At 56.6% G+C, this 21,355-nt stretch carries 5 protein-coding genes; 3 read left to right on the top strand and 2 right to left on the bottom strand.

All coding sequences use genetic code 11. The features are described from left to right. Positions 1-63: 63 nt before the first annotated feature. Both tamL and DNI29_RS01245 read right to left on the bottom strand, forming a co-directional pair. The gene (gene tamL, locus DNI29_RS01250) at positions 64-2,511 is read right to left on the bottom strand and encodes a translocation and assembly module lipoprotein TamL (RefSeq protein ID WP_110976254.1); all 2,448 of its coding nucleotides are present in this window, start codon (positions 2,509-2,511) and stop codon (positions 64-66) included. Between the two features lie 71 nt (positions 2,512-2,582). After that, complete coding sequence (locus tag DNI29_RS01245) at positions 2,583-8,078, bottom strand: translocation/assembly module TamB domain-containing protein (RefSeq protein WP_110976253.1); 5,496 nt, start codon at positions 8,076-8,078, stop codon at positions 2,583-2,585. Between the two features lie 206 nt (positions 8,079-8,284). Here DNI29_RS01245 and DNI29_RS01240 point away from each other — a divergent pair, with 206 nt between their 5' ends. The 3 genes from DNI29_RS01240 (at position 8,285) to DNI29_RS01225 (ending at position 21,206) form a co-directional block, all read left to right on the top strand. After that, a complete protein-coding gene (locus DNI29_RS01240; protein WP_110976252.1) occupies positions 8,285-8,737 on the top strand; it encodes a carboxypeptidase regulatory-like domain-containing protein in 453 nt (150 codons plus the stop codon). Positions 8,738-8,936: 199 nt separating this feature from the next. Further along, positions 8,937-11,672: a 4-alpha-glucanotransferase gene (locus DNI29_RS01235; RefSeq protein WP_110976251.1), complete on the top strand. Its 2,736-nt coding sequence runs from the start codon at positions 8,937-8,939 to the stop codon at positions 11,670-11,672. Positions 11,673-12,617: 945 nt separating this feature from the next. Beyond that, a complete protein-coding gene (locus tag DNI29_RS01225) occupies positions 12,618-21,206 on the top strand; it encodes a T9SS type A sorting domain-containing protein (protein ID WP_123823023.1) in 8,589 nt (2,862 codons plus the stop codon). Positions 21,207-21,355: the final 149 nt, after the last annotated feature.

The following is a 21,355-nucleotide window of genomic DNA, read 5'->3' as shown; positions in this document are numbered from 1 at the left end:
CCGCACATTCATAAAAAAAGCCCGACCGTTTGCACGGTCGGGCTTTTTTGTGGTTTAGCAGTCTTAGAAGGGGTAGCCGATGGCAATATTGAAGCGGCCGGTATCGGGAGTCTTGTTATACAGATTTTTGGATTCGTCGTTGGGAAACAACGGGTTCCGGATTTCCGTGTTGCTGTAGGGTAGCCGCAGGGGGTAGGCGTAGTCGAAGCGTAGCACGAAGAACTGTACGTCGATGCGGAGGCCGGCGCCGGCGCCCACGGCCAGCTCTTTCAGGAAGGTATTGAACGCAAATTGCCCATTCTTGCCATCGGGGTTGCCGTTCTCGTCGATGGTCTGGCGGCTGGGGTCGTCGTTGATCAGCCAGATGTTGCCGGCATCCACGAACAGGGCCCCCTTCACGTAAGGAAACAGGTCCTGGCGGTACTCGGCGTTGGCTTCCAGGCGCAGGTCGCCTACCTGGTCGTAGAAGGCGCTGTTCTCACGATCGGCGGGGGTGCGGTAGGTGCCCGGCCCTAGGCCCCGGGCGGCAAAGGCCCGCACGCTGTTGGGGCCACCAATACCATATTGCTTCAGGTAGGGTAGCACCCGTGCGTTCTGGTAGGGCAGACCGGCCCCAATCAGCAGGCGAGTAGCAAACTTGTTGCCGCTGCTGGGGTTGGCGCTGGTGCGGAAGTAGTTGCGCAGCTCCAGATCTACCTTGGTGTACTGCGAAAACGGCTGGTTGAGAATAGTATAAGAGCGGCTGCCATCGGGGTTTTCTACCTGCGGCCGCCCTGCCAGGGAGCTAAGCAGGTAGGCCAGGTTGCCGGCTACCTCTATGCCACCACTGAAGTATAGCTGGTTGCGGCGTTGCTCCAAGGTTTGCTGGTTGTATGTGTAGCGGTAGGAGCTAGCCAGCACAAACTGCTGCCGGAAGGAGTTGTTCAGGAAAGGCCGGTCGCGCAGCAGTTGGCTGAAGGTGCGGCTGGTATCCGAGAGGCGCAGGTACTGGATGTCGATGGGCCGCAGCTCCTGCTCGTTGGTAATCTTGGTTTTCCAGGTGTAGCCGTAGTTGAAGTTAAAGCCTTGCTGGGTGAAGGCATCTACCCGCGTTACAGACCGTATGCCTACCCCGAAGGTAGTGCGGGGCTGAAAGTCGGAGTTGACCAGCCGGATGTTGAAGGGCGGCGTAATGAGGCGGGGCACCAGCAACTGGGCATCGGCCCCCAGCTCGTAGCTGGTCAGGCCGATGGTGTTCTTATTGCTGCGGCGCTGATTCTCGAAGGAGCCCGTCAGGTTCACTAGCAGCTGCTCGGCCCCGCGCAAGGCGGAGCGGTTGCGGAACTGCACCCGGAAGCCCGGCCCTACAAACCCGTTCGATTTGCTCACGAGCAGCACCTCGGCCCGCAGGCTTTTCTTGGGTAGTTGGGTCATGCGCACGTAGGAGTTCAGGAAGCCATAGCCCGCCGAGTCGGGTTTCTGGCGAGCGGGCCGGAAGCCCACGTCCACGTACTTAAAAGTACCCAGGCTCATGAGGCGGCTCAGGGTCTGGTCCTGGCGGCGACGGCGGTAAATGCTGTCGGGGTAAATGAAGGTAGCGTTGGCAATGGCTTTGGCCTTGAACACCTTCTCATCAGGGTAGTAAATGTACCCGCGGTACCGGATGGGCCGCTCACTTAGCGTGGTATCATTAAGTGAGTAGCTGGTATTCAGCCGGATGCGGTTCATGATGTAGGGCTTCACCGCCTGCTCCGGGGTACGCTCCTTAATTTTCAGGTACACGTTTACCTGGTTGTTCAGGGTGCTGTCAACCTGAAACAGTATGTAGTCGGGGTTAAAGAAGTAAAAGCCCTGGTTTTTGAGCGCTCCATCAATGCGGATCCGCTCGTTGGTGAACGTCTGCAGGTTGTAGGGGTCACCGACTTTTAATAGGGAGCCGGGCTGGGTTGCGCGCACTGCCTGGGGTAGCAAGGAGTCGCCTTCCGGGAAAAAAATCTCCTTAATAGTGTAGGGCTTCCCCACCGTGGCGGTATAATCGACGCTGGCAGCTTGCCCCTTGGTTTGGATGCGGCTGTGCACCACCGGCTGAAAGTACCCGTTGTTGTACAAGCGGTTGGTCATCAGACCTTTTACCTTCTGAGTATCAACCTGACTGAGCAGCACGGGTTTCTCGCCGTACTTGTTGGCCAACCAGTGTCCCAGGCCCTTGGTTTTGCCCTCGCCTAGGTGCCAGAAATACAGCTTGGGCCGGATGCCTAGGAAGGATGTGTTAGGCTTGGGCGTAATCACCGACTCCAACTCCGTGGTCAGTTCTGCCTCCCGCGGAATGGGACTTTCCGACTTCACCTTCACGGTGCTGCCGGTATAGAGCTTGCTACCCTCCGGAATGTATTTGGTGCCGGAGCAGGCAGCCAGCAATGCCAGCAGCGGCAGCCCTACCCCCCAGCCCCTACCCCGGCCCGGCGGGGAAGCCTGACGATGGGTATCGGCGGCGTCCTTGGTGTTCGGAAAGAAGGGCAGATGATGCAACATGAACAACTATTTCAGAAAGGGAGAGACGGTAGGTTTCCTTCGCGGCGGAAGGGTAGGAAAACCGGTGAGCATTAGCGCCGGGTAGAGTCGGGGCGGGCGGTAGCGCGGGCACTGACGCGCCGAGCCGAATCTGGCCGGGCCGCGTTCGGGCGGAGGCGGGTGGAGTCGCGGCGCGGAGTATTGGGGGCAGCGTTGGTCGAGTCGCGGCCGGCTTTCCGGTCGCGGCGCTGCTGCTTGCGCTCCAGCTTCACTTCTTCTTTCACCTCTTTATCAATCCCCCGGAACAGGTCGGCCAGGTCGCGGTAGTCGCGCTGGAAGATGAGCGAGGCACCCGTGCGTACAAACTGCCCATCAATGTCGCCGTAGGCGTTGTTGCGGAAAGCCTGCAGGCGAATACGCCCATTAGCCAGCACATTGTACTCCACGCTTACGTCGCCGGCAAATGCACTCACCTGCGACTGGCCGGGTCCGGCGCTACCCTGGTTGCCACCGCCCAGGGGCACATCGGTACCGAGGCGCACTGTGAGGCGGTTGTTAAGCAGCTGGCGGCGTACGGCCACGTTCAGGTCGGTACGGGTTTTCTCGGCCCCGCTGCTGAAGTCGGCATAAGAGTTCACGCCCAGCTCTACACCTAAGTTAGACAGGTAGGAGCCGGTGAGGTTATTGAGTTGCTGGGTAAGCACCTGGCTGGCGGAGCCACGTAGCTGTTCAGCCACCAGGTTGCCGCTGCTGCTCCGGAAGGGGTCATCGGCCAGGAAGCGGTTGAGGACCAGCAGGGAGAATACCTGCTTGTTCAGCTCACTTTCTTGCGAAGGCTGACGCAGCTGGGTGAGGCGGGCCTCGATAGGGCCGCGCAAATCAGAGCGGGCTTCCTCGGGCAGACGAATATCAAAGCTGATAATCGGCTTCAGCAGTTGGCCATCTACCTTCAGATCCACCTCGAAAGGCAGCTGATTGCGGGCCAGAGCATTCTGAGTTTCATCGGTGCCGCCCTGCGAGGAAATCAGCTCGGCGGGAGCGGCGCGTACTTTGTAAATAGCCGTTACGTCGGCCTGCCCATTGTAGGGGTCACCGCTCCAGGTGATGGACGAGCCCGGAGCAATGTCAAACTCGCGGGCGGCCAGATCATAAAGCGACATCTGGTACTTGCCCTTAGTTACATCAAGGCGGCCGGTCAGGGTAATGTTGCCCGTCGCGTCGATGGCCGTGTTCAGGGTGCCGTTGGCTTGCACGCGCAGGTTGTCGCCGGACGCTTCATCTACTACAATGGTAAAAGGTGTGTTATCGGTAACGGTTACCACGGCCTGAATATCGAAGCCGGAGGTGGTCTCAGCCGAATCGACAGGGACCTGCTGGGCCAGCATAGGATTGATGGGCGCGCTCTTGTCAACGAATTCCACAATGCCGTCGCGGGCTACCTCTACCGGGTCTTCGTTGGGTAGGCCCACGAAGAAGTTGGAGCCATCGGCCACGCGGGCGCGGGTGCGCACAATGGGCAGGTCGAGGGTGCCGGTGATGCGGGAGTCGGAATCAACCAGCAGCTTGCCCCAGAACAGGTTGTTTTCGCGCTGGGAGCTTTGAATGGCCAGGAAGTTGGTGGTAGTTGCCTGCAGGTCGAAGCGGAAATCGGAGGTGTAGTTGGTGGTGCGCACCGCTCCATTGATTACCGCCTCATTGCCCACTGAGTCCTTCACCACAAAGTTGCGGAAGCCGATGCCCTCGTTGCTGAAGTTGATATCCTGAGAAACCAGGAAGTAAGGTGCCCCTAACTGGGTGAGGGTGAAGGTAGCATCGGGGGTAGTGGAAAGCGTACCGTTGATGTTGGGTTGCGCCACGCTGCCCGTTACGGCTAGCTGCCCACTCACGCCGCCACCCATCTGCTGGAGCTGCCCCAGGGCAAACGGCTCAATAATCTTAAGGTCGAGCCGGTTCACGTTCACATCGAACTGAATGGGCGAAGGTGGGGTAGCGAGGTAGTAGCCTACGGCCCGTACGTCCATGCCCTGCTGGTTGGTCAGGCGGGCATCTACGTTGAAGCGGTCGGGGGTAGGGTTGGTGGCTTGCACAGCCACGTCGCCAATCACTGACTTATTGAAGGTGAAGCCCGCCAGGTTGGCATTGGCCGTGAACGCCTGCTTGGGCTGGCCCAGGCTATAGGCTACGGCTTGCCCGTTGAGAGTACCCGCAATCAGGGAGTCCTGGAAGCCGGCGGCCCGACCCAGGGCATTGATTTCGAGGTTTTCCATGCTGATTTGCAGCGGATTTTGGGCTCCGGGCAAGGTTTGCAGACTCAGGCGGCGCTGGTTGCGCGAGAAGCTTACGTTACGGGCGAAGATGGCCCCGGTAGAGGTAGTGTAGCGCAGCTCGTTATCGGCCGGGGTGTCCCAGGGCTTCTGGTCCAGCATCAGGCGCGGGTCGAAGCGGAAGGCGTAAGCGGCCCCACCGTTCAGCACCCGTAGCACGCCAGCCAGGTTCAGCCGCTCAGCGCTATCCGATTCCGCTATGCGCAGTCGCGTCCCGATTTCGTTGTTTTGGATACTACCCTGCAAGCTGGGGTTCGGAATGGTCAGGCTGGTGTCTTGGCTGATCTGGCGCAGGCCCAGGGCATAGTCCAGCTTCTGTGCATCCGACTGCACAGCCAGTTTCAAGGAGTCCAGGGCGTAGCCCATGTACACAATGCGGCCGATGCGGGTATTCATGCGCAGGTCGGCAGCCCGGCTGTCGTAAGAGCCCGTCAGTTTGAAGGGACTAAGGCCCGTGAGGTCGGGTACCAGTTGCTGCACCAGGCGCGGCTGCTTCAGGTTGGCCTCGAAGGTAAACTGCCGGTACTCAGAGGAAGGTTGGTACTGCACGCCCGGCAAGTCAAAGTACCTATCAATATGGCGCTGCAACTCCGTGGCCAAGTCACCCAGGCGAGTGTTGCCGCGCAACGTCAGATCGGCCACGCTGGAGGCAAAATCTACCTCGGTGCGGCCCGTACGCTGCACGATGCGTCCGCTCACCGAATCAAGGGCGAACGGCCGGTTGTTATTTACAATGACAATGCGGTTGCCCGAGAACGTACCGTTAATGGTGTTCAGATCGGCCCCACTGATGTTGGCTGTCAGGTCGCCCTGCACGCGCAGGTCGCCACCGGTATAGAAACCCAAGGCTGTAAGGTTGGCCCCGCGTAGGTTCAGGCGGTCAACGGTATAGGTGGGGTTGGAGGCATTGCGCAGGTCGATGGTGGCTAGCAGGTCGAGGTTGAGGTTGGGGTCGTCCTTGCTGCTGGCGTTTACCACGTAGCGGTTCCGGTCGATGTCCACATTTGCCGTGATGCCGTGGTAGGTGTAGCCGTTGTAAGTAGCCTGCTGCACCCTCGCGTTCAGTTGGCCGCGCAGCTGGTTGGGGTCGAGGCCACCGCGGCCCGTGAGGGTGCCATTGGCCGTTATCTTACCAATAGTGGGATCCCCCATAAACTTGCCAAGGTCGAGGCTTTGGGTGCTGAAGGTAGCGCGCACCGGCTCCTGCCCCACGGGCCCTTCGCCCACGTTTACTTTGGCCGCTACGTTGCCATAGGAGGTAACAGCCCGTAAATCGGTATCAAATACCAACGCCGTGGGCCGGCCCCGGAACGTACCGGTTACCGACATACGAGGGGGTAGGGAGTACCCGGCTGGCAGGGTGCCGGGGGGTAGCAAGCCTTTAATATCAGCGGCCGTAGAGGTGAACTCCTGCACGTTGAAATCGGCGTAGAGGCGACGGTCGGTGTTGGGCAGCCCCTGAATGCGGCCGCTGGTGCGGAGTCGGGTGCCGTTCAGCCCTTGCAGGTTGATGTTATTGAGAGCCAGGTTGCTGATACGGCCCCGAATCTGTCCGCTCATTGTAATTGGAGCACTCGGGTCGATGCCCAGCTCTGGCAAGGTACCAGCGGGTAGCAGGCTGCGCATATCGGCCTCTGTGGTGCGCACGTAGCCCAGGTTCAAATCCAGAATCAGACGGTCGTCGGTGTTAGGCAAGCCTTGAATTCGGCCGCCACCGCGCACCACGGTATTGCGGAAGCCTACAAAATCGAGGTTTTGCACTCGCAAATCACCCACGCGCCCGCTCACCAGCCCCGTAATCAGGAACGATTGGTTGGGGCCACTGCTGAACGGCGGCGTATCAATCAGGGAAGGCGTGATGTACAGCACGTCGCGGAAGCCCAGGCGGCTTTGGCGCAGGTCGCCGTTCAGCTGCAGGTTGGGCAGATCGTCGGCAATGCCTGCCAGGTCTTTATAGCCAATGCCAATGCGGCGGCGCAAGTGGCTGTGGGGCGTCACCAGATCAAGGTTGTTGAGTTGGATGCGGTGGTCGTCGTAGTGAATGTCGGCCGCAGTACGGGTAATGACGAAGCCGCTCTGCTCCTGCCCGGCCAATTGCGTAACGCGGCCGGTGGTGCTGTCAGCGGAGTAGCGTAGGTTCTCGGTGTTGAGTACCAGGTTCGTGAATTTCAAGTGGTTGTAATCCATGCCCCGCACCTTGGTGCGCTGCCGCGGCTCATTGAAATTATCGAAGGCGACATCTACCCCGTTGATATCCGACTGCTTCAGGGTTACTACCCAGCTGGCTTCCTGGCCAGTGGCGTTTTCTACCGATTTGTTCAGGTCGCGCACAGCTTCGGCGGGGTTTACTACCCGCTGCTCCACTGGCACATTCTCATTCTGGGCGTAGGCAAAGCTGGTGTTGCGCAGCTTCAACGTGTTCAGGGCCACGCGGCTGTTCACCAGATCAATATTGTCGGCCGTCACATCGGCTTCCCCAATGCGGGTGCTGATAAACTGGGCCGAAGGATCATTCTTATATGTCAGGCTGACGTTGCTGAGCTGGGCCCGGTTCAGGCCAAATTCCAGCTTAAGGGCCGAGGTATCCTGGGGGGTATCTGGTGGCACCTTGGTTTGCACGATGTTAATGCCCGTGTTGCGCAACGCCGCCTGATCGATGCGGTAAGTGGAGCCATCCACATCTACCTCGTCCATGTTCACGGCCAGTTCCCCTACCCGGGTGCGCACGTTCATGCCATCTACCTGGTCGTTGTAGGTAAGCAGCACGTTGGTCAGGCGCAGGTCGCCGATGTTGTACTGGAAGCCCGCGCCCGTGGTGTCGGCGGGGGTAGTAGCCACCGTGCTGGTGTCACCGCTGGCAAAGGCATTCACGATAAAGTCATAATTCGAGATACTGTCGGGCTCGGTGCGCGTAATGGCCAAGCGCCCGTCATTCAGCTCCAGACTTTTCAGGTTAATCTGCGACTTGGTTAGGGCCCACAGGTCCAGATCAATCCCCAAATGACCTACCGACAGCAGCGTATCACCCTTCTGATCTTCCAGATACACGCCGTCGAGGCTGATGGCGTGCTTAAAATCGGTGCGAAATTTGGCGATTCGTACGTCAGTTTGGAGTTTATCCCGTAAGTATTCCTCAGCCCTGCGGGCGGCAAAATCCTGCCCCGAGGAGGTTTGTAGGTACAAGAAGACGCCGGCCACTAGCAGCAGCACCAACCCAATGAGCCCGAGCAGGGCGTACAGAATACGACGCAGGTAGAGAGGCAAACGACAGACAGGTAGAAATGAAGACTTAGTCAGCCAAACGGGAAAACGCCCGCTCAGGTTGGCCTTTCCTTGTTTTTACGGGTTGGTTTCGTGCTTCAGCCAACCCAGCCAGATCCTTCGTCAAATAAACCGGGCTGCCTTCCCGGAAATCTCGTATTTTCAGAAGTTGCTTTGTCTGTTCAACACGCTGCTTTTCAGATTTTCACATGGCTTCGTTGGTTCTGCTTTCCCGTCTTCGCGCCGGAGTAGTTGGTTGCTCCCTACCCCTCTTCTGCCTTCTAATGCTGGCCGGTAGCTCTATCACCCGGGCCACCGCCCAAACGACGGCCGGCTCCTCCGTAACTAGCCCGGCCAGCTCCGGCACGGTACAGTTCACTGGGGCCGTGTTCAGCGAAGCGGGCCAGCCTTTGCCGGGTGCTACCGTATCGGTGGTTGGGAAGGCTACGCAGCTGGCCACCACCAACGCCGAGGGGTTCTTTCTGCTCCCCCTCCCGGCGGGCGTACCCGTGCGGTTCATAGTAGCCTACCCCGGCCACGTTCCTCAACAGGTAGAGCTACGGGCTCCCGAGGCCGAGAAAAATCTGGTAGTGACGCTGCAAACCGAGCAGGGCCGCTCCGGCAAAGCCGGCCGTAAACCGGGCAAAGGCAAGCGCAACTAGGTAGGCTTGGCGGGGGTAGGCGCCAGGGAGCAGAGGCAGGCTAATCAATCAGGCATCAACAGAAAGTCAATTTGCCATTAGCCTTGCATAATTGGCGAGAAAACAGAGTATTCTGCCGGGAATAAGCATCGGTTTACGGCGCCGGGTACGGGCTTTCCACCGTATCTTTCGGACCTGTTTCTAAGTAACTACGCCCCCGATGATTCTTCGCTTTACGCTACCCTTCCGCACGGTCTGGGGTCAGCGCCTGGTGGTTTGTGGCTCCCTACCCAGCCTGGGCCAGTGGAACCTCGATCAAGCCCTGAACCTGCACTATAACGCCGAGTACGGCATCTGGACCCAGGAAATAAGCCTGCCCGATGACCAACCCGGCACTGTAGAGTATAAATATGTATTGCTGGACGAAGGTGACGGAGGCAAGCACTGGGAATGGGGTCCGAACCGCACCGTCGGCTACGGTGATGGTCGTTTTACCCGCGTAGTGCTGGAAGACTTCTGGCGCGCCCCGGCCCTCCCTGAAAACGAACTGCACACGGCCGCCTTCACCAAGGCCCTGATGCGGCGCACGGCCCCGGCCGCTACAGCTCCTACCCCTGCGGACCCATCCAACGTGGTAGTGCGCTTCCAGCTTTCTGCCCCGCGCGTTGACTCCAACCACCAAGTATGCGTGCTTGGCTCCGATGCGGCCCTTGGTAGCTGGGATGCGCAAAAAGCCGTTATTCTTTCCGATGCTGCCTACCCCACTTGGAGCACCGAAGTGGCATTGCAAAATCCGGAGCAAACTACACAGTATAAGTACGGCATCTGGGACCCGGCGGAGCAGAGAATTGTGCATCTGGAGGCTGGCGAAGACCGTTTAATTTACGCTGCCACCGAGAAGCGCACCCTGCGCGTGAAGGCCGATGACCACTTCCGCTACCCCACCGGCCACTGGCGCGGAGCGGGTGTGGCCTTGCCGGTGTTTGCCCTACGCAGCCGGCGTGGACTGGGGGTAGGCGAGTTTCCTGATCTGAAGCTGCTGGTTGACTGGGCCGTTGCTACTGACCTCAAGCTGGTGCAGGTGTTGCCCATCAACGACACCGTGGCTACCCATACCTGGGTTGACAGCTACCCCTACGCGGCTATTTCGGTGTTTGCCCTGCACCCGCAGTACCTGAACCTCGATGCGGTAGCCGAACTGCAGGACCCCGCAGCCCGCCAAGAGCTGGAGCAACTACGCGAGGAACTGAACGCCAATGACTTCGTGGATTACGAACCCGTGATGAACGCCAAGTGGAAGTTTATCCGGCTCCTGTACCAGCAGGAAAAAACGCGCTTCCTGACCGATGCTGACTTCCAGCAATTCAGAGAAGAGCAGCAGGCGTGGTTGCTTCCCTATGCCACCTTCTCTGGCCTGCGCGACCGGTTTAACACCGCCGACTTTAGCCAGTGGCCTGAAGAGTATCGCACGCCTGCTCAGGTAGCAGATCTGTTGCGCGAAGACAGCGCCAGCTTTGATGAGTTTGGCCTGCACCTCTTCACCCAATACCACCTTGATAAGCAGTTGCGGGAAGCTGTGGAGTATGCCCGCCAGCGGGGGGTAGTAGTAAAGGGTGACCTGCCCATTGGCATCTACCGCCATTCCGTGGATGCCTGGACCCAACCGGAGCTGTACCACATGCACCAGCAGGCTGGCGCCCCGCCCGACGACTTTTCGGTAACGGGCCAGAACTGGCGCTTCCCTACCTATAACTGGGAGCGGATGGCCGAAGACGGTTACCAGTGGTGGCAGCAGCGCATGGGCCACCTAGCCCGCTACTTCGATGCCCTGCGCATCGACCACATCCTGGGTTTCTTCCGCATCTGGGAGATTCCCGGTCATTCGGTAGAGGGTTTGCTGGGTCACTTCTCTCCCGCCCTACCCCTGCACCAGAACGAAATCGAGCAGCGCATCGGTTGGTTTGACTACGCTCGCCTGTGTGAGCCCTACATCCGCTGGCACATTGTGCAGGAAATCTTCCATGGTCAGGCCCAGAATGTGTTTGATGAGTTCATGGAAGCGAATGAGCACGGTGTTATCCGGCTAAAGGAACACGTCCGGACCCAGCGCCAGATTGAGGCCGTTATCGAAGAGCAAATCAAGCAGGACCCCACCAACGCCGACCATTATCGGTGGTTGCGCACGGGCCTGTACAAGTTGGTGAATGAGGTGCTGTTTGTACCCGATGAACAGCAGGAGCACTTTTACCACCCGCGTATTACCCTGCACCTAAGCCGCTCGTTCCGGGAGCTCGACGACCATACGCGCCCGCGCCTGCAGGAGCTGTACTTCGACTTCTTCTACCGTCGGCACGAAGACTTCTGGCGTAAGCAGGGATTGGTAAAACTGCCCGCCGTCCGCTGGGCCACTGATATGCTAATTTGCGGCGAGGACCTGGGCATGGTGCCCGACTCGGTGCCCGGCGTGATGAAGGCCCTGGGTATTCTGGGCCTGAACATCCAGCGGATGCCCTCTGACCCCAGCGTGGAGTTCGGCGACCCAGGCCGCGCGCCTTACCTCTCGGTAGTAAGCCCCGGCTCGCACGACATGAGCACCGTGCGCGGTTGGTGGGAGGAGGACCGCGAGAAAACCCAGCGCTTCTTCGAAACGCTGTTGGGCCACCAGGGCCAGCACGCTCCCCTGCACTGCGAGCCTTGGGTAGCCCGCGAAATCACGCTGCAGCACCTGCACTCACCGGCCATGTGGGCCATCTTCCCCCTCCAGGACTTAGTGGCTATGGATGAGCAGCTCCGCCGCTCAGATGCCCAAGCCGAGCAGATCAATGTGCCCGCTAATCCTACTCACTTCTGGAAGTACCGTTTCCATATTCCGCTAGAGGACCTAGTACAGGAGCAGGGCTTCACGTCAGCTCTTCAGGATTTAGTACGCCTAAGCGCGCGCAATAGATCTTACTGATGTAATACTCTTATTAGCAGGTCTCTGTTTGGCATAGCCAATGTATTTGTTAAGCCCTCTCTCAGCTTGCTGAAAGGGGGCTTTTTGCTGCTTATCACCTAAAAGCCTAACAGTACACCTAGCAGTATGCTTTGAAGAGGTAGGCGGTTGGAAACTGATACTTATGCTGACTTTACTTGATAGCCTAGTCACCTCTTGGCTGCTGTTGGTAGCCTTTTACTAAGAATCATCAAACCCAACAAGCAGTCCCATTTTTGGACACCGTGTAAAGCTCTGTATTTCTATAATCAGTTTCAGAACATAAAAAATGACAAGTCTAAGGCATTGATATTCTCAAAAAGAACCATATCGAACAAGTTAAAGAAGCTCTGGATACATATTTGAAAGCCATGTAATCCTAAAATGAACTATATAATCCAATTTTGAAGCAAGGCCTAAGCAAATAATAATTATATTTTTAATATATGCTATCATTAAAGCAATTGACGCTTGATGATTACCGTTATTAGAAAAACAAATTTACACATCAAGACAGTTTTATAAATTTTCTAATTAAACCAAAAAATAATAATTCAACCTGGTTCATCAAATCTATTACTCATACTTCATCGTATATCACAAACCACTTGTTAACTTTCTATATTGCAGCTGTTTGCAACGCAAAATCAGTCCATTTCAAACAAACTCTTTCATGAAAGACAAAGTGATTTGGAGTAATATAACTGATTTATCTTATGACATCAATATGATTATTACAATCTGCTTTTCTGCTAATACTTACATTTTAATTTCAACTTATATCCAGAGTCTCCTATTACTCGTCGCCTGGATATGCCCTTTCGCCTAGAAATCCAATTCCCAGCAAAACGCTTTACTTAGGTTTGTATAAACTCCTTCTCTGCAATGCTTTGCTCAGCATAATTCTCCGCCACTAATACTTTCTTCATGAAAACACATTTACGCTTGGAGGCCTTATTTTGGCTTCTGCTCTTACTCCCTCTCCGGGTATGGGCGGCTCCATCAGTCGGTACCATTACCAATAACACCACTGTACGGCGTGACAACGTCATTACGGCTATGGCACCACTGGCTACTACTGCTGGTACGGCTACTGGCTACCGGATAACGGCTTTGCCACCTGCTGCTCAAGGAGTCCTTTACATAGCCGATGCTGCCATTTCAAACTATATTCCGGTAGTAGCCAATACGGTATATACGCCTCAACAAGCGCAATACATGGCTTTTGCAGCGAAAACTACCGCAACGCTGACGACTACCAGTTTTACCTTTCAGGCAGGAGATGCAACGGGCTTCTCGGGTAACGGCACGTATAACCTGGCCATTAGTGCGGCTCAGCCAGTAGCTGTTAACGAGGCCGCACCTATCATCCCCAAATCTTTTGGCGCCACCGCTCTTAAACCCCTTGAGTCCGTCGCGGCGGATGGGAGCAGTTCCGCCAGTAAGTACCGCATTCTATCTATTCCAACCCGCGGGGTCCTGAGAGTAAACGGCATTACGGTTAGTGGTCCGGTTGATGTAGCCTTGGCCGATATCGGAAAGTTGACTTACGACCCTGATGCAGCCTCACCCGCTGGCAACTATAGCTTTACTTACGCGGCTTATGTTACTACCACCGCAACAAGTGCTGCCGCGAATTACTCGCTGCCCGTCAGCAATGCGACCTGTGGCCAGAACAGTGCCATCGACTTTTCGGAGCGTACGGTGGGCGAAGATTGGAAAAATCAGCCCGGAGTGGCCGTTGGGAATACTACCCTAAGCACCAGTAACTACACCAGCACCGTTCAAGCCGGCCAAACCGATTTGCTGGGCATCAGCTACCAGCCCGGTGTTGTTTCCACCCAGGGCTTGGTATGGCAGTTGAACAACCAAAACGTATCGGGCGATAACCGGGCTACAGTACAGATGAGCTTCAGCCGTCCGGTGCGTAACCTGGCCTTCGCCATGGAGGATATTGACATCAGCACAAGCGCGGGCAACGGCAGCGACTTCATCGACGAGGTTACTTTCAATGCCTATGCCTTGGGCAGCAGCACGCCGTTTCAGCTTTCTGCTGCCGACGTAGCCTTAGCCTCAAACAATACTAACGTATTTGTAGCCGGTACCAACACCATTAAAGGTACGGGCGTAAACAACGGCCCTGCCGGAACCGTGGTACTTACGTTCCCGGCTAGTGTAGCTATTTCGCGCCTCGAAATCATTTACCGAAACACCCAGACCTATACGGCAGGTGTTAGCCGCACACAAACCGTAAACATCCCGTCTATGGTTTGGTGCGCTGAAGTAGACTTGGTGTCTACCCTCACGGGCCCCACACGGGCGCAAGCCGGCCAGACAGTGAGCTACGTTGTTACCACCGAAAACCGCGGTGATATTAATGCTGCCGGCGTAAGGGCTACCGTTCAGCTTGTACCCAACCTACAGAATGTGACGTTCCCGGGCGGCACCAATGCCAGCTACAATGCCACTAACGGCTTGCTTACCCTGGCGGATATTGGCACCCTTACGCCAGCCCAGAAGAGCATCTCTACCATTTCGTTTACCATGCCAGCTAGTGGCTCAGTCAATGGTCAGGCTAGAAGCACCACTACTGGTCTGGATGTAGAGCCAGTAAACAACAACGGCAGCCTAGCCGCCGCCAACATATCGACCTCGCAGAACCGGGCTCCGGTAGCCAATAACGTCACGAATTCGCCAGCGATGCTGAGCACGAACGCGGCTACTACCATTAACCCGTTCAACGCCACCGATCCGGACGCCACTACCTCACCGGCAAACACCACCATTGCCTCCTTTACTATTGTTACGCTGCCTACTGCGGCCCAGGGCATTCTGTATGTAAACGGCGCGGCAGCCACTGCGGGGCAGGTTATCACGGTACCTTCTTCGGCTACCCCTTCAGCACCTGGCTACGTGCTTTCCTTTGATCCGGCGGGCACATTTGCGGGTACTGCGTCCTTCACCTACCGCGCTACTGATGACTTGGGTGTGGCTTCAAACACGGCTACTTACGATGTACCAGTAACACCTGGAGCAGATATAGTTACTACCATTTCAGGAGCTACATCCGGGGTAGAAGGTCAGACCAGAACGTACAGCGCAAGCGTCACCAACAACGGTCCGGCCACGGCAAACGGGGTAGTAACTACCATTACGCTTTCGAATAAGCCACCATTTAACAGCGTTACGGTTTCTAATGGCAGCTACGACGCGGCTACGGGTATTGTGACCTTTAACGCGGTTACTCTAGTTAGCGGTGCTAAGGCCATCAACACGCTTACTCTGGTAGCACAGGCAGGCCCCTACAGCTTCACAGCCACGGCGGCCAGCACCAGCGCCACTGCTGATCCGGACGCAACCAACAACAACGGCACAGCATCCAATTCGCGTATCACTACTGCTGTGACCCAGGTAGGTCCGGCCGCCACAACGGCTCAGTTAGCGCCTTGCGCCACGCCCGGCAAAGACCTTTCCCCTACCATCAGCACGGCACCTAATGCTTACTACCCCGCCGGAGCTAACCAAACGGTAAGCGCAGGAGCAACAACCTTGGTGGTAGGAGCCCCTACCGGTAACGTATCCGTGCCTATCACGGCCGGCGACCTGCTGCTGATTATACAAATGCAGGGAGCTGATATAGATGTGTCTGACTCCGACTCGTACGGCGACGGCATAGCAGGTGGCTTTGCTACGGGCTACCTCAACAATAATAACTTCACGGCTGGCCAATACGAATACGCCGTGGCGGCAGGTCCTATCTCGAACGGTACACTGACCCTCACGACTGGGCTGAAAAATAGCTACCAGAATGTCAATTACAATCCCACTACCGGCTCCGGCCAGCGACGCTTCCAAGTAATACGGGTTCCTCAGTATGCTAACCTAACCTTAGGCGCCTCCCTGACGGCTGCGCCCTGGAACGGCAGCACCGGCGGACTTATCGTTCTGGACGTAACGGGCCAGCTGAACTTCAATGGCTTTACTATTGATGCCTCGGGCATAGGCTTCCGCGGTGGTGCCGGCCGTACGCTAAATGGTGCTACGGGTCAGAGTGGCACTACCTACCGCTCATTATCCACAGTAGCCGCGCATGCTATGAAAGGTGAAGGTATTGCTGGCACTCCGCGCTATGTAACTTCATTACCAAACGCCGCAACCCCAGGCCCAGTAGATACGGGTGTGGAAGGCTACTTCAATGGTAGCGCTGGCCGGGGTGCTGCTGGTAACGCTGGCGGCGGCGGAACAGATGCCAATCCGACAGCGAATGACCAGAACTCAGGCGGCGGTGGCGGCGGCAACGGCGCCCGCGGTGGCCGTGGCGGTAACGCCTGGACTTCTGCAGCAGCCGTAGGCGGTGAGCCGGGCATAGGCTTTGGCCCGCCCAGCAGCAGCCGCCTCATTATGGGTGGCGGCGGCGGTGCCGGTGTTACCAACAATGGCTCAGGCGGTAACGCTGGCTACGCGAGCAGTGGTGCCCCCGGCGGTGGTATTGTCATGATTCGTACTGGCTCAGTAAACGGTACGGGCTCAATTCTGGCTAATGGAGCTAGTGCCAGCAACGCCGTAATCGGCGATGGTAGCGGCGGTGCCGGTGCCGGTGGTTCTATCCTTCTAACCGCGAACAATCCATCTGGCCTTGGCTCTATCTCCTTAGCAGCCAATGGTGGTAAAGGTGGTACTAACAGTGCTACAGCAGCTCACGGCCCGGGTGGCGGCGGTGGCGGCGGCGTTATCCTCACGAACGCGCCAGTGGCCAGCGCATCTGTTGCAGCCGGCCAAAATGGTCTCACGGCTGGTAGCACTACTTATAGTGCCGAAGCAGGGGTAGTAGGTCTTTCGAGCGCGCAGATCAGCCGTAGCATTGCCAATAGCACAGCGGGCATCAACTGCAGCGTAGACATAACCGCAACTATTACTGGTCCGGCAGCTATTGCAGCGGGACAAACAGTAACCTTAACAGCTAACTTCGCCAATAATGGCGGCCAGGATGCAACCGGCGTTACGCGCCAAATAACGCTGCCGAAGGAGGTAACCAACATTTCGGCACCGAACGCAGTAGTAACCGGCGACGCAACTAGCGGATACACTATTACCTACCCTACCTTGCCTACCCTGTCTGCAGGTACCAACACTTCGTTTGGTGTTTCCTATACGGCGCCTGGCACGGCATCGGTAGCGGCGACGGCGACGACTAGCTCTGGCTCGGCGGAAACTATTACAACCAATAATACCCAAACAGTCACAACTCAGGTACTGGGTTCGGCAGATATAGTGACCGCTCTATCTGGCTTGACAACACTGAATGCTGGTCGTCCTTCAAGCACTTATACTGTAGTATACGCTAATAATGGCCCGGCTGCAGCTAATAACGTGACCCGGACGGTAACCTTGCCTGCCGGTATTGCGGCCACCGATCTGACCGTTCGGGATGGCGCTTCCTATACCTATAACGAGGCAACTGGCATCATTGACTTTGGTACGTTGTCTACTGTAAACAGCCGCGATGCGCAGTCTTTCCGCTTTAGCTTCCTAACCCCTTCCAACAACAGCACAATTGCGTTGACCAGTAACACAACTACTACCTCAGACCAAGGTAGTAACCTAGCTGGCGACAGCTTTGTCATCAATGCGACCATTAATAATGTGGCTGATGTGGAAAGTAGAATCACAGTACCATCCGGCACCGTGACGGCTGGGCAGACGGGCACGTTCAACGTGGCATTCCTGAACAACGGCCCTTCCGTTTCGACGGGGGTGCTCCGCCGGGTGCAGCTGCCAGCAAATTTGCAGAATGTAGTGGCTTCCAACGGCGGCACCTACGATCCGGCAACCGGCATAGTAACTTATGCTTCTACGCCCGACTTGCCTAGTGGCAGCAACGCCTCTTCGGTTATCACCTTTACGGCACCGGCTACCGGCCCAGTAACGGCTACGGCTAACATGAATGACGGCACTATTTTCTCGGGCCAGTCAAACAACAATCAGTCAACTGCATTTATCAACATCTCGCCGATAGCGGATATTACGACCAGCATTAGCAGCCCTGCCCCCACGGTAGCGGGCAACCTGGCTACTTTCACAGTGCTTACGTCGAATAATGGCCCCTCACCCGCTTCTGCTGTGCAACAGCAGGTACAGTTACCAGCCAACCTGAGTGGTGTATTTGCTTCCAACGGCGGCACTTACAACAACACGACGGGGGTAGTAACTTTCCCAGCCCTCAGCGTACTGCCGACGGGGGTAGTGGTGAACAACACCATTAGCTTTGTAGCTCCTGCTACGGGCTTTACCGCTACGGCTTCTGTAACCAGCGCCACAGCAGAGGCCAGCGGCACTACAGCGAACAACACTGCGGCCGCTCCGGCCAGTGTAGTTTCGCCAGCTACTACGGACCTGGCCAACGTGTACACCACGGTACAGTTCTCAAGCAGCAACGTAGCTCCTGATGTTCCGGTTGTTCTGACTGTTACTACAGGCAATAACGGCCCTAAGCCAGCTGCCAGCGTAGCGCAGCAAGTAGCCCTGCTCCCCGGCCTGACGAACGTAACTGCATCGGGCTCGGGCAACTATAACCCTACGACAGGTATCGTAACCTTCCCTGCTATTGCCAGCCAACTAAGCGGCACGAGTGTCACTAATACCATTACGCTTAATTCCCCCATAGCTGGCTCCATGACGGCAACGGCCAGCGTAACGGCCGCTACCTCAGATCCGATGCCAGCTAACAATCTGGCTACCACTTATCTGGAAGTAAACCCCGTAACGGACGTAGTTACCCTGCTGACTGGACCTTCTACCGCTTCGGTCGGGCAGGTACTTACTCTGACGGTTGCAACCCGCAACCAAGGCTTGGTAGCTGCTACCAATGTTCGCCAAACCACTACTATCCCGGCGGGTATCGACCCGACGTTGGTAACGGTTTCAGGTGATGGAACATATGATTCTGCCACGGGTACTATTTCCTTCCCAACGGTAAGCTTACTGGAGGCTGGCGAGTCTCGCCTCTACACAATAACCTATAAAGCGCCGGCCTTCCAGTCTACTGACAACAATGCACCGCGCACGTTCGAGACCAGAGCTACCGTTACAACGACTTCGCCGGAAGCCGTAACGTCAAACAACATTGCTACTGAGCCCATCCAGATTAAGTGGAACGCCGATATAGCCGTGACAGTGGATGGCCCTGCCGCTGCTATCGTTGGCAACCCGGTCACCTACGTGGTAGCTACGCTAAATAACGGTCCATCCCCGGCGGTGAGCATTGCGCCTAGTGTCCGGATTACAACAGGTCTGACGAACGTGGTAGCTTCAGGTGGTGGCGTGTATAACAGCCAGACTGGCATCGTTACTTTTCCGATTATCAGCAACTTGCCATCAGGTAGCGCCTCTGCTGTTAGCAACACCATTACCTTCACTGTACCTGACCGGCCGTTGATTGGTGTTTCGGCAATAGCTGACGTACCAATAGAAACTAATGATGCCAACCTAACCAATAACGCCGTCAGCCTAATTGTGCCGGTGCGGCCTGCTACTGCTAATCAAGTGGATCTGCGGACCACTATTGCGGCCAATGTTACCACCCAGAATGCCGGACAGCCTGTATTACTGACGGTAACGGCCACCAACGACGGCGATTTGGCTACAGGCATTCGAGAGCGGGTGACGCTGCCTATCGGCCTGAGCAGTGTGCTAGTAAGGAACTCTGATGGTAACGTAGTGGAGAATGCCTACAACCCCCTGACGGGTGTAGTAACTTTCCCGGCCACACTTACTTTGAATGCAGGTGCCAGCGCCACGTTCACGGTACTTGTAAGTGATGCCAACAACGATCCACTGGTTGCCACAGCCAGCATCAACGGTACCTCATACTCCGACCCTGTAGCGGCCAACAACACCAGTTCTGTGAGCGTGAACATTACGCCAGTAGTGGATGTGCTTACGCGCATCAGTGGGCCAGCTGCTATTTTGCCAAATGCTGAAGCAACCATCCGGATAGTTACCCTAAATAATGGGCCCTCTACCGCTAGAAGTGTTGCACAGAAACTGCAGTTGCCAACCGGCCTGACCAAGGTGTTGGTTTCGGGTGGCGGCAGCTATGACCCTACTTCAGGGACAGTTACCTTCCCCACCGCAGCCTCGCAGGCGGCGGGCGCAACGGGTGAGATAACCAACACGGTTTCTTTCCGGGCCCCTAGCACTGCCTTTACCGCAACTGCTAGCGTAATAACCACCACCACAGGCGACGCTCTGGACAACAACGCTGCAACACTGCAGATAGCTATGGCGAACCAGGTACCGACTGCCAACAACTATGTAAACCGCCTGCAGACTCCGCAGGGTAATACCGGCGGTCCGCTGCAGCTTTCTTCCCTCTCCGGATTCGACCAGGACGGCTCATTGGCTTCATTCAGCATTACGTCCCTACCCCCTACTACTCAAGGAACCCTACTACTGAACGGTAGCCCGGTAGGGGTAGGCCAAGTGATTTCCGTAGGTAATGCCGCTAATCTGTACTTCGATCCGGCATCAGCTTTCGTAGGAAGCTCCTTCTTCACATACACCGTAACTGACAACCAAGGAGCTGTTTCAAGCCCCGCCCACTACACCATTGTAGTAGGCCAAGACAACAACTCGGTTTACACCAATACCCCTGTAAAAGGAGGTGCTAACGTGTACAACAATGCTGATATCCTATCGAATGGATTTGACCTCAACGGAGGTACCTATGATAGCAGCGTACAGCCTATCGTCACCGATAATGGCATTCGTTCAGCAATGCTGGCTTTGGGTAGTAATGATCTACCTGCCGGGGTAAGCCTGAATCCTACCACAGGCGCACTCTTCGTCAGCGACCGGTCGCAGCTCTCAGCAGGCTCCTACACGGTAACTATCACAACGATCGATGCCAATGGAGGCATGAACACGCAACCTGTTAATTTCCGCATCGGCGACCGTCCCTTGCCGGTGACGCTGGTTTCGTTCACGGCTCAGGCGGCCGGCGCAGATGCCAAGCTGCTCTGGCGCACCAGCCAGGAGCTCAACAATGAGCGCTTCGTCGTCGAGCGTAGCTTCAACGGCACCAGCTTCCAGGCCATTGGCCAAGTACAGGGCCAGGGCACCAGCGCGCAAGCGCATGACTACGCTTTCTCTGACCGGGGTGTTGGTTCACAGGCTGCTGGCACGGTCTACTACCGCCTGCGCCAGGTGGACACCGACGGCACCTCCTCTCTGAGCCCCGTGCAGGTCGTGCGCTTTGCCAAAGCCCTGACAGCAGAGGTAGCCGTGTATCCTAACCCGACCTCGAACACGGCTGACACCCGTCTGGACCTGTCAGCTCTGCCCGCCGGCACCTACCGCGTGCTGGTGACGGACATGGCCGGGCGCAGCGTGCGCAGCTTCACACAGGCGGGGGGCACCAACCAGTCGCTGGACGTGCGCGACCTGCCGCTGGGCAGCTACCTGCTCACGGTGGAGGGCAACGGCCAGCGCTTCACCCAGCGCTTGGTGAAAGAGTAACCGACTGCGGCTGCAGCCGAAGCAAAAAAGCCCCTTCTCTCACGAGAAGGGGCTTTTTTGCTTTATGAACCTATCAAACAGCCATTATGGGAATTACTTGCCCTTAAAGAATCATCTATTATTAAATAACTATGAAATTTTATAACGAA

The organism is Hymenobacter sediminis, assembly GCF_003231285.1.
Lineage (GTDB): Bacteria > Bacteroidota > Bacteroidia > Cytophagales > Hymenobacteraceae > Hymenobacter > Hymenobacter sediminis.
Note: the sequence above shows the minus strand (reverse complement) of the source record. Positions and strands in the feature narration are given on the sequence as shown.

Excerpts from the sequence above, each read along its gene's own strand:
- tamL (WP_110976254.1), bottom strand. The coding sequence starts at position 2,511 with ATGTTGCATCATCTGCCCTTCTTTCCGAACACCAAGGACGCCGCCGAT.
- DNI29_RS01240 (WP_110976252.1), top strand. The coding sequence starts at position 8,285 with ATGGCTTCGTTGGTTCTGCTTTCCCGTCTTCGCGCCGGAGTAGTTGGT.
- DNI29_RS01235 (WP_110976251.1), top strand. The coding sequence starts at position 8,937 with ATGATTCTTCGCTTTACGCTACCCTTCCGCACGGTCTGGGGTCAGCGC.
- DNI29_RS01225 (WP_123823023.1), top strand. The coding sequence starts at position 12,618 with ATGAAAACACATTTACGCTTGGAGGCCTTATTTTGGCTTCTGCTCTTA.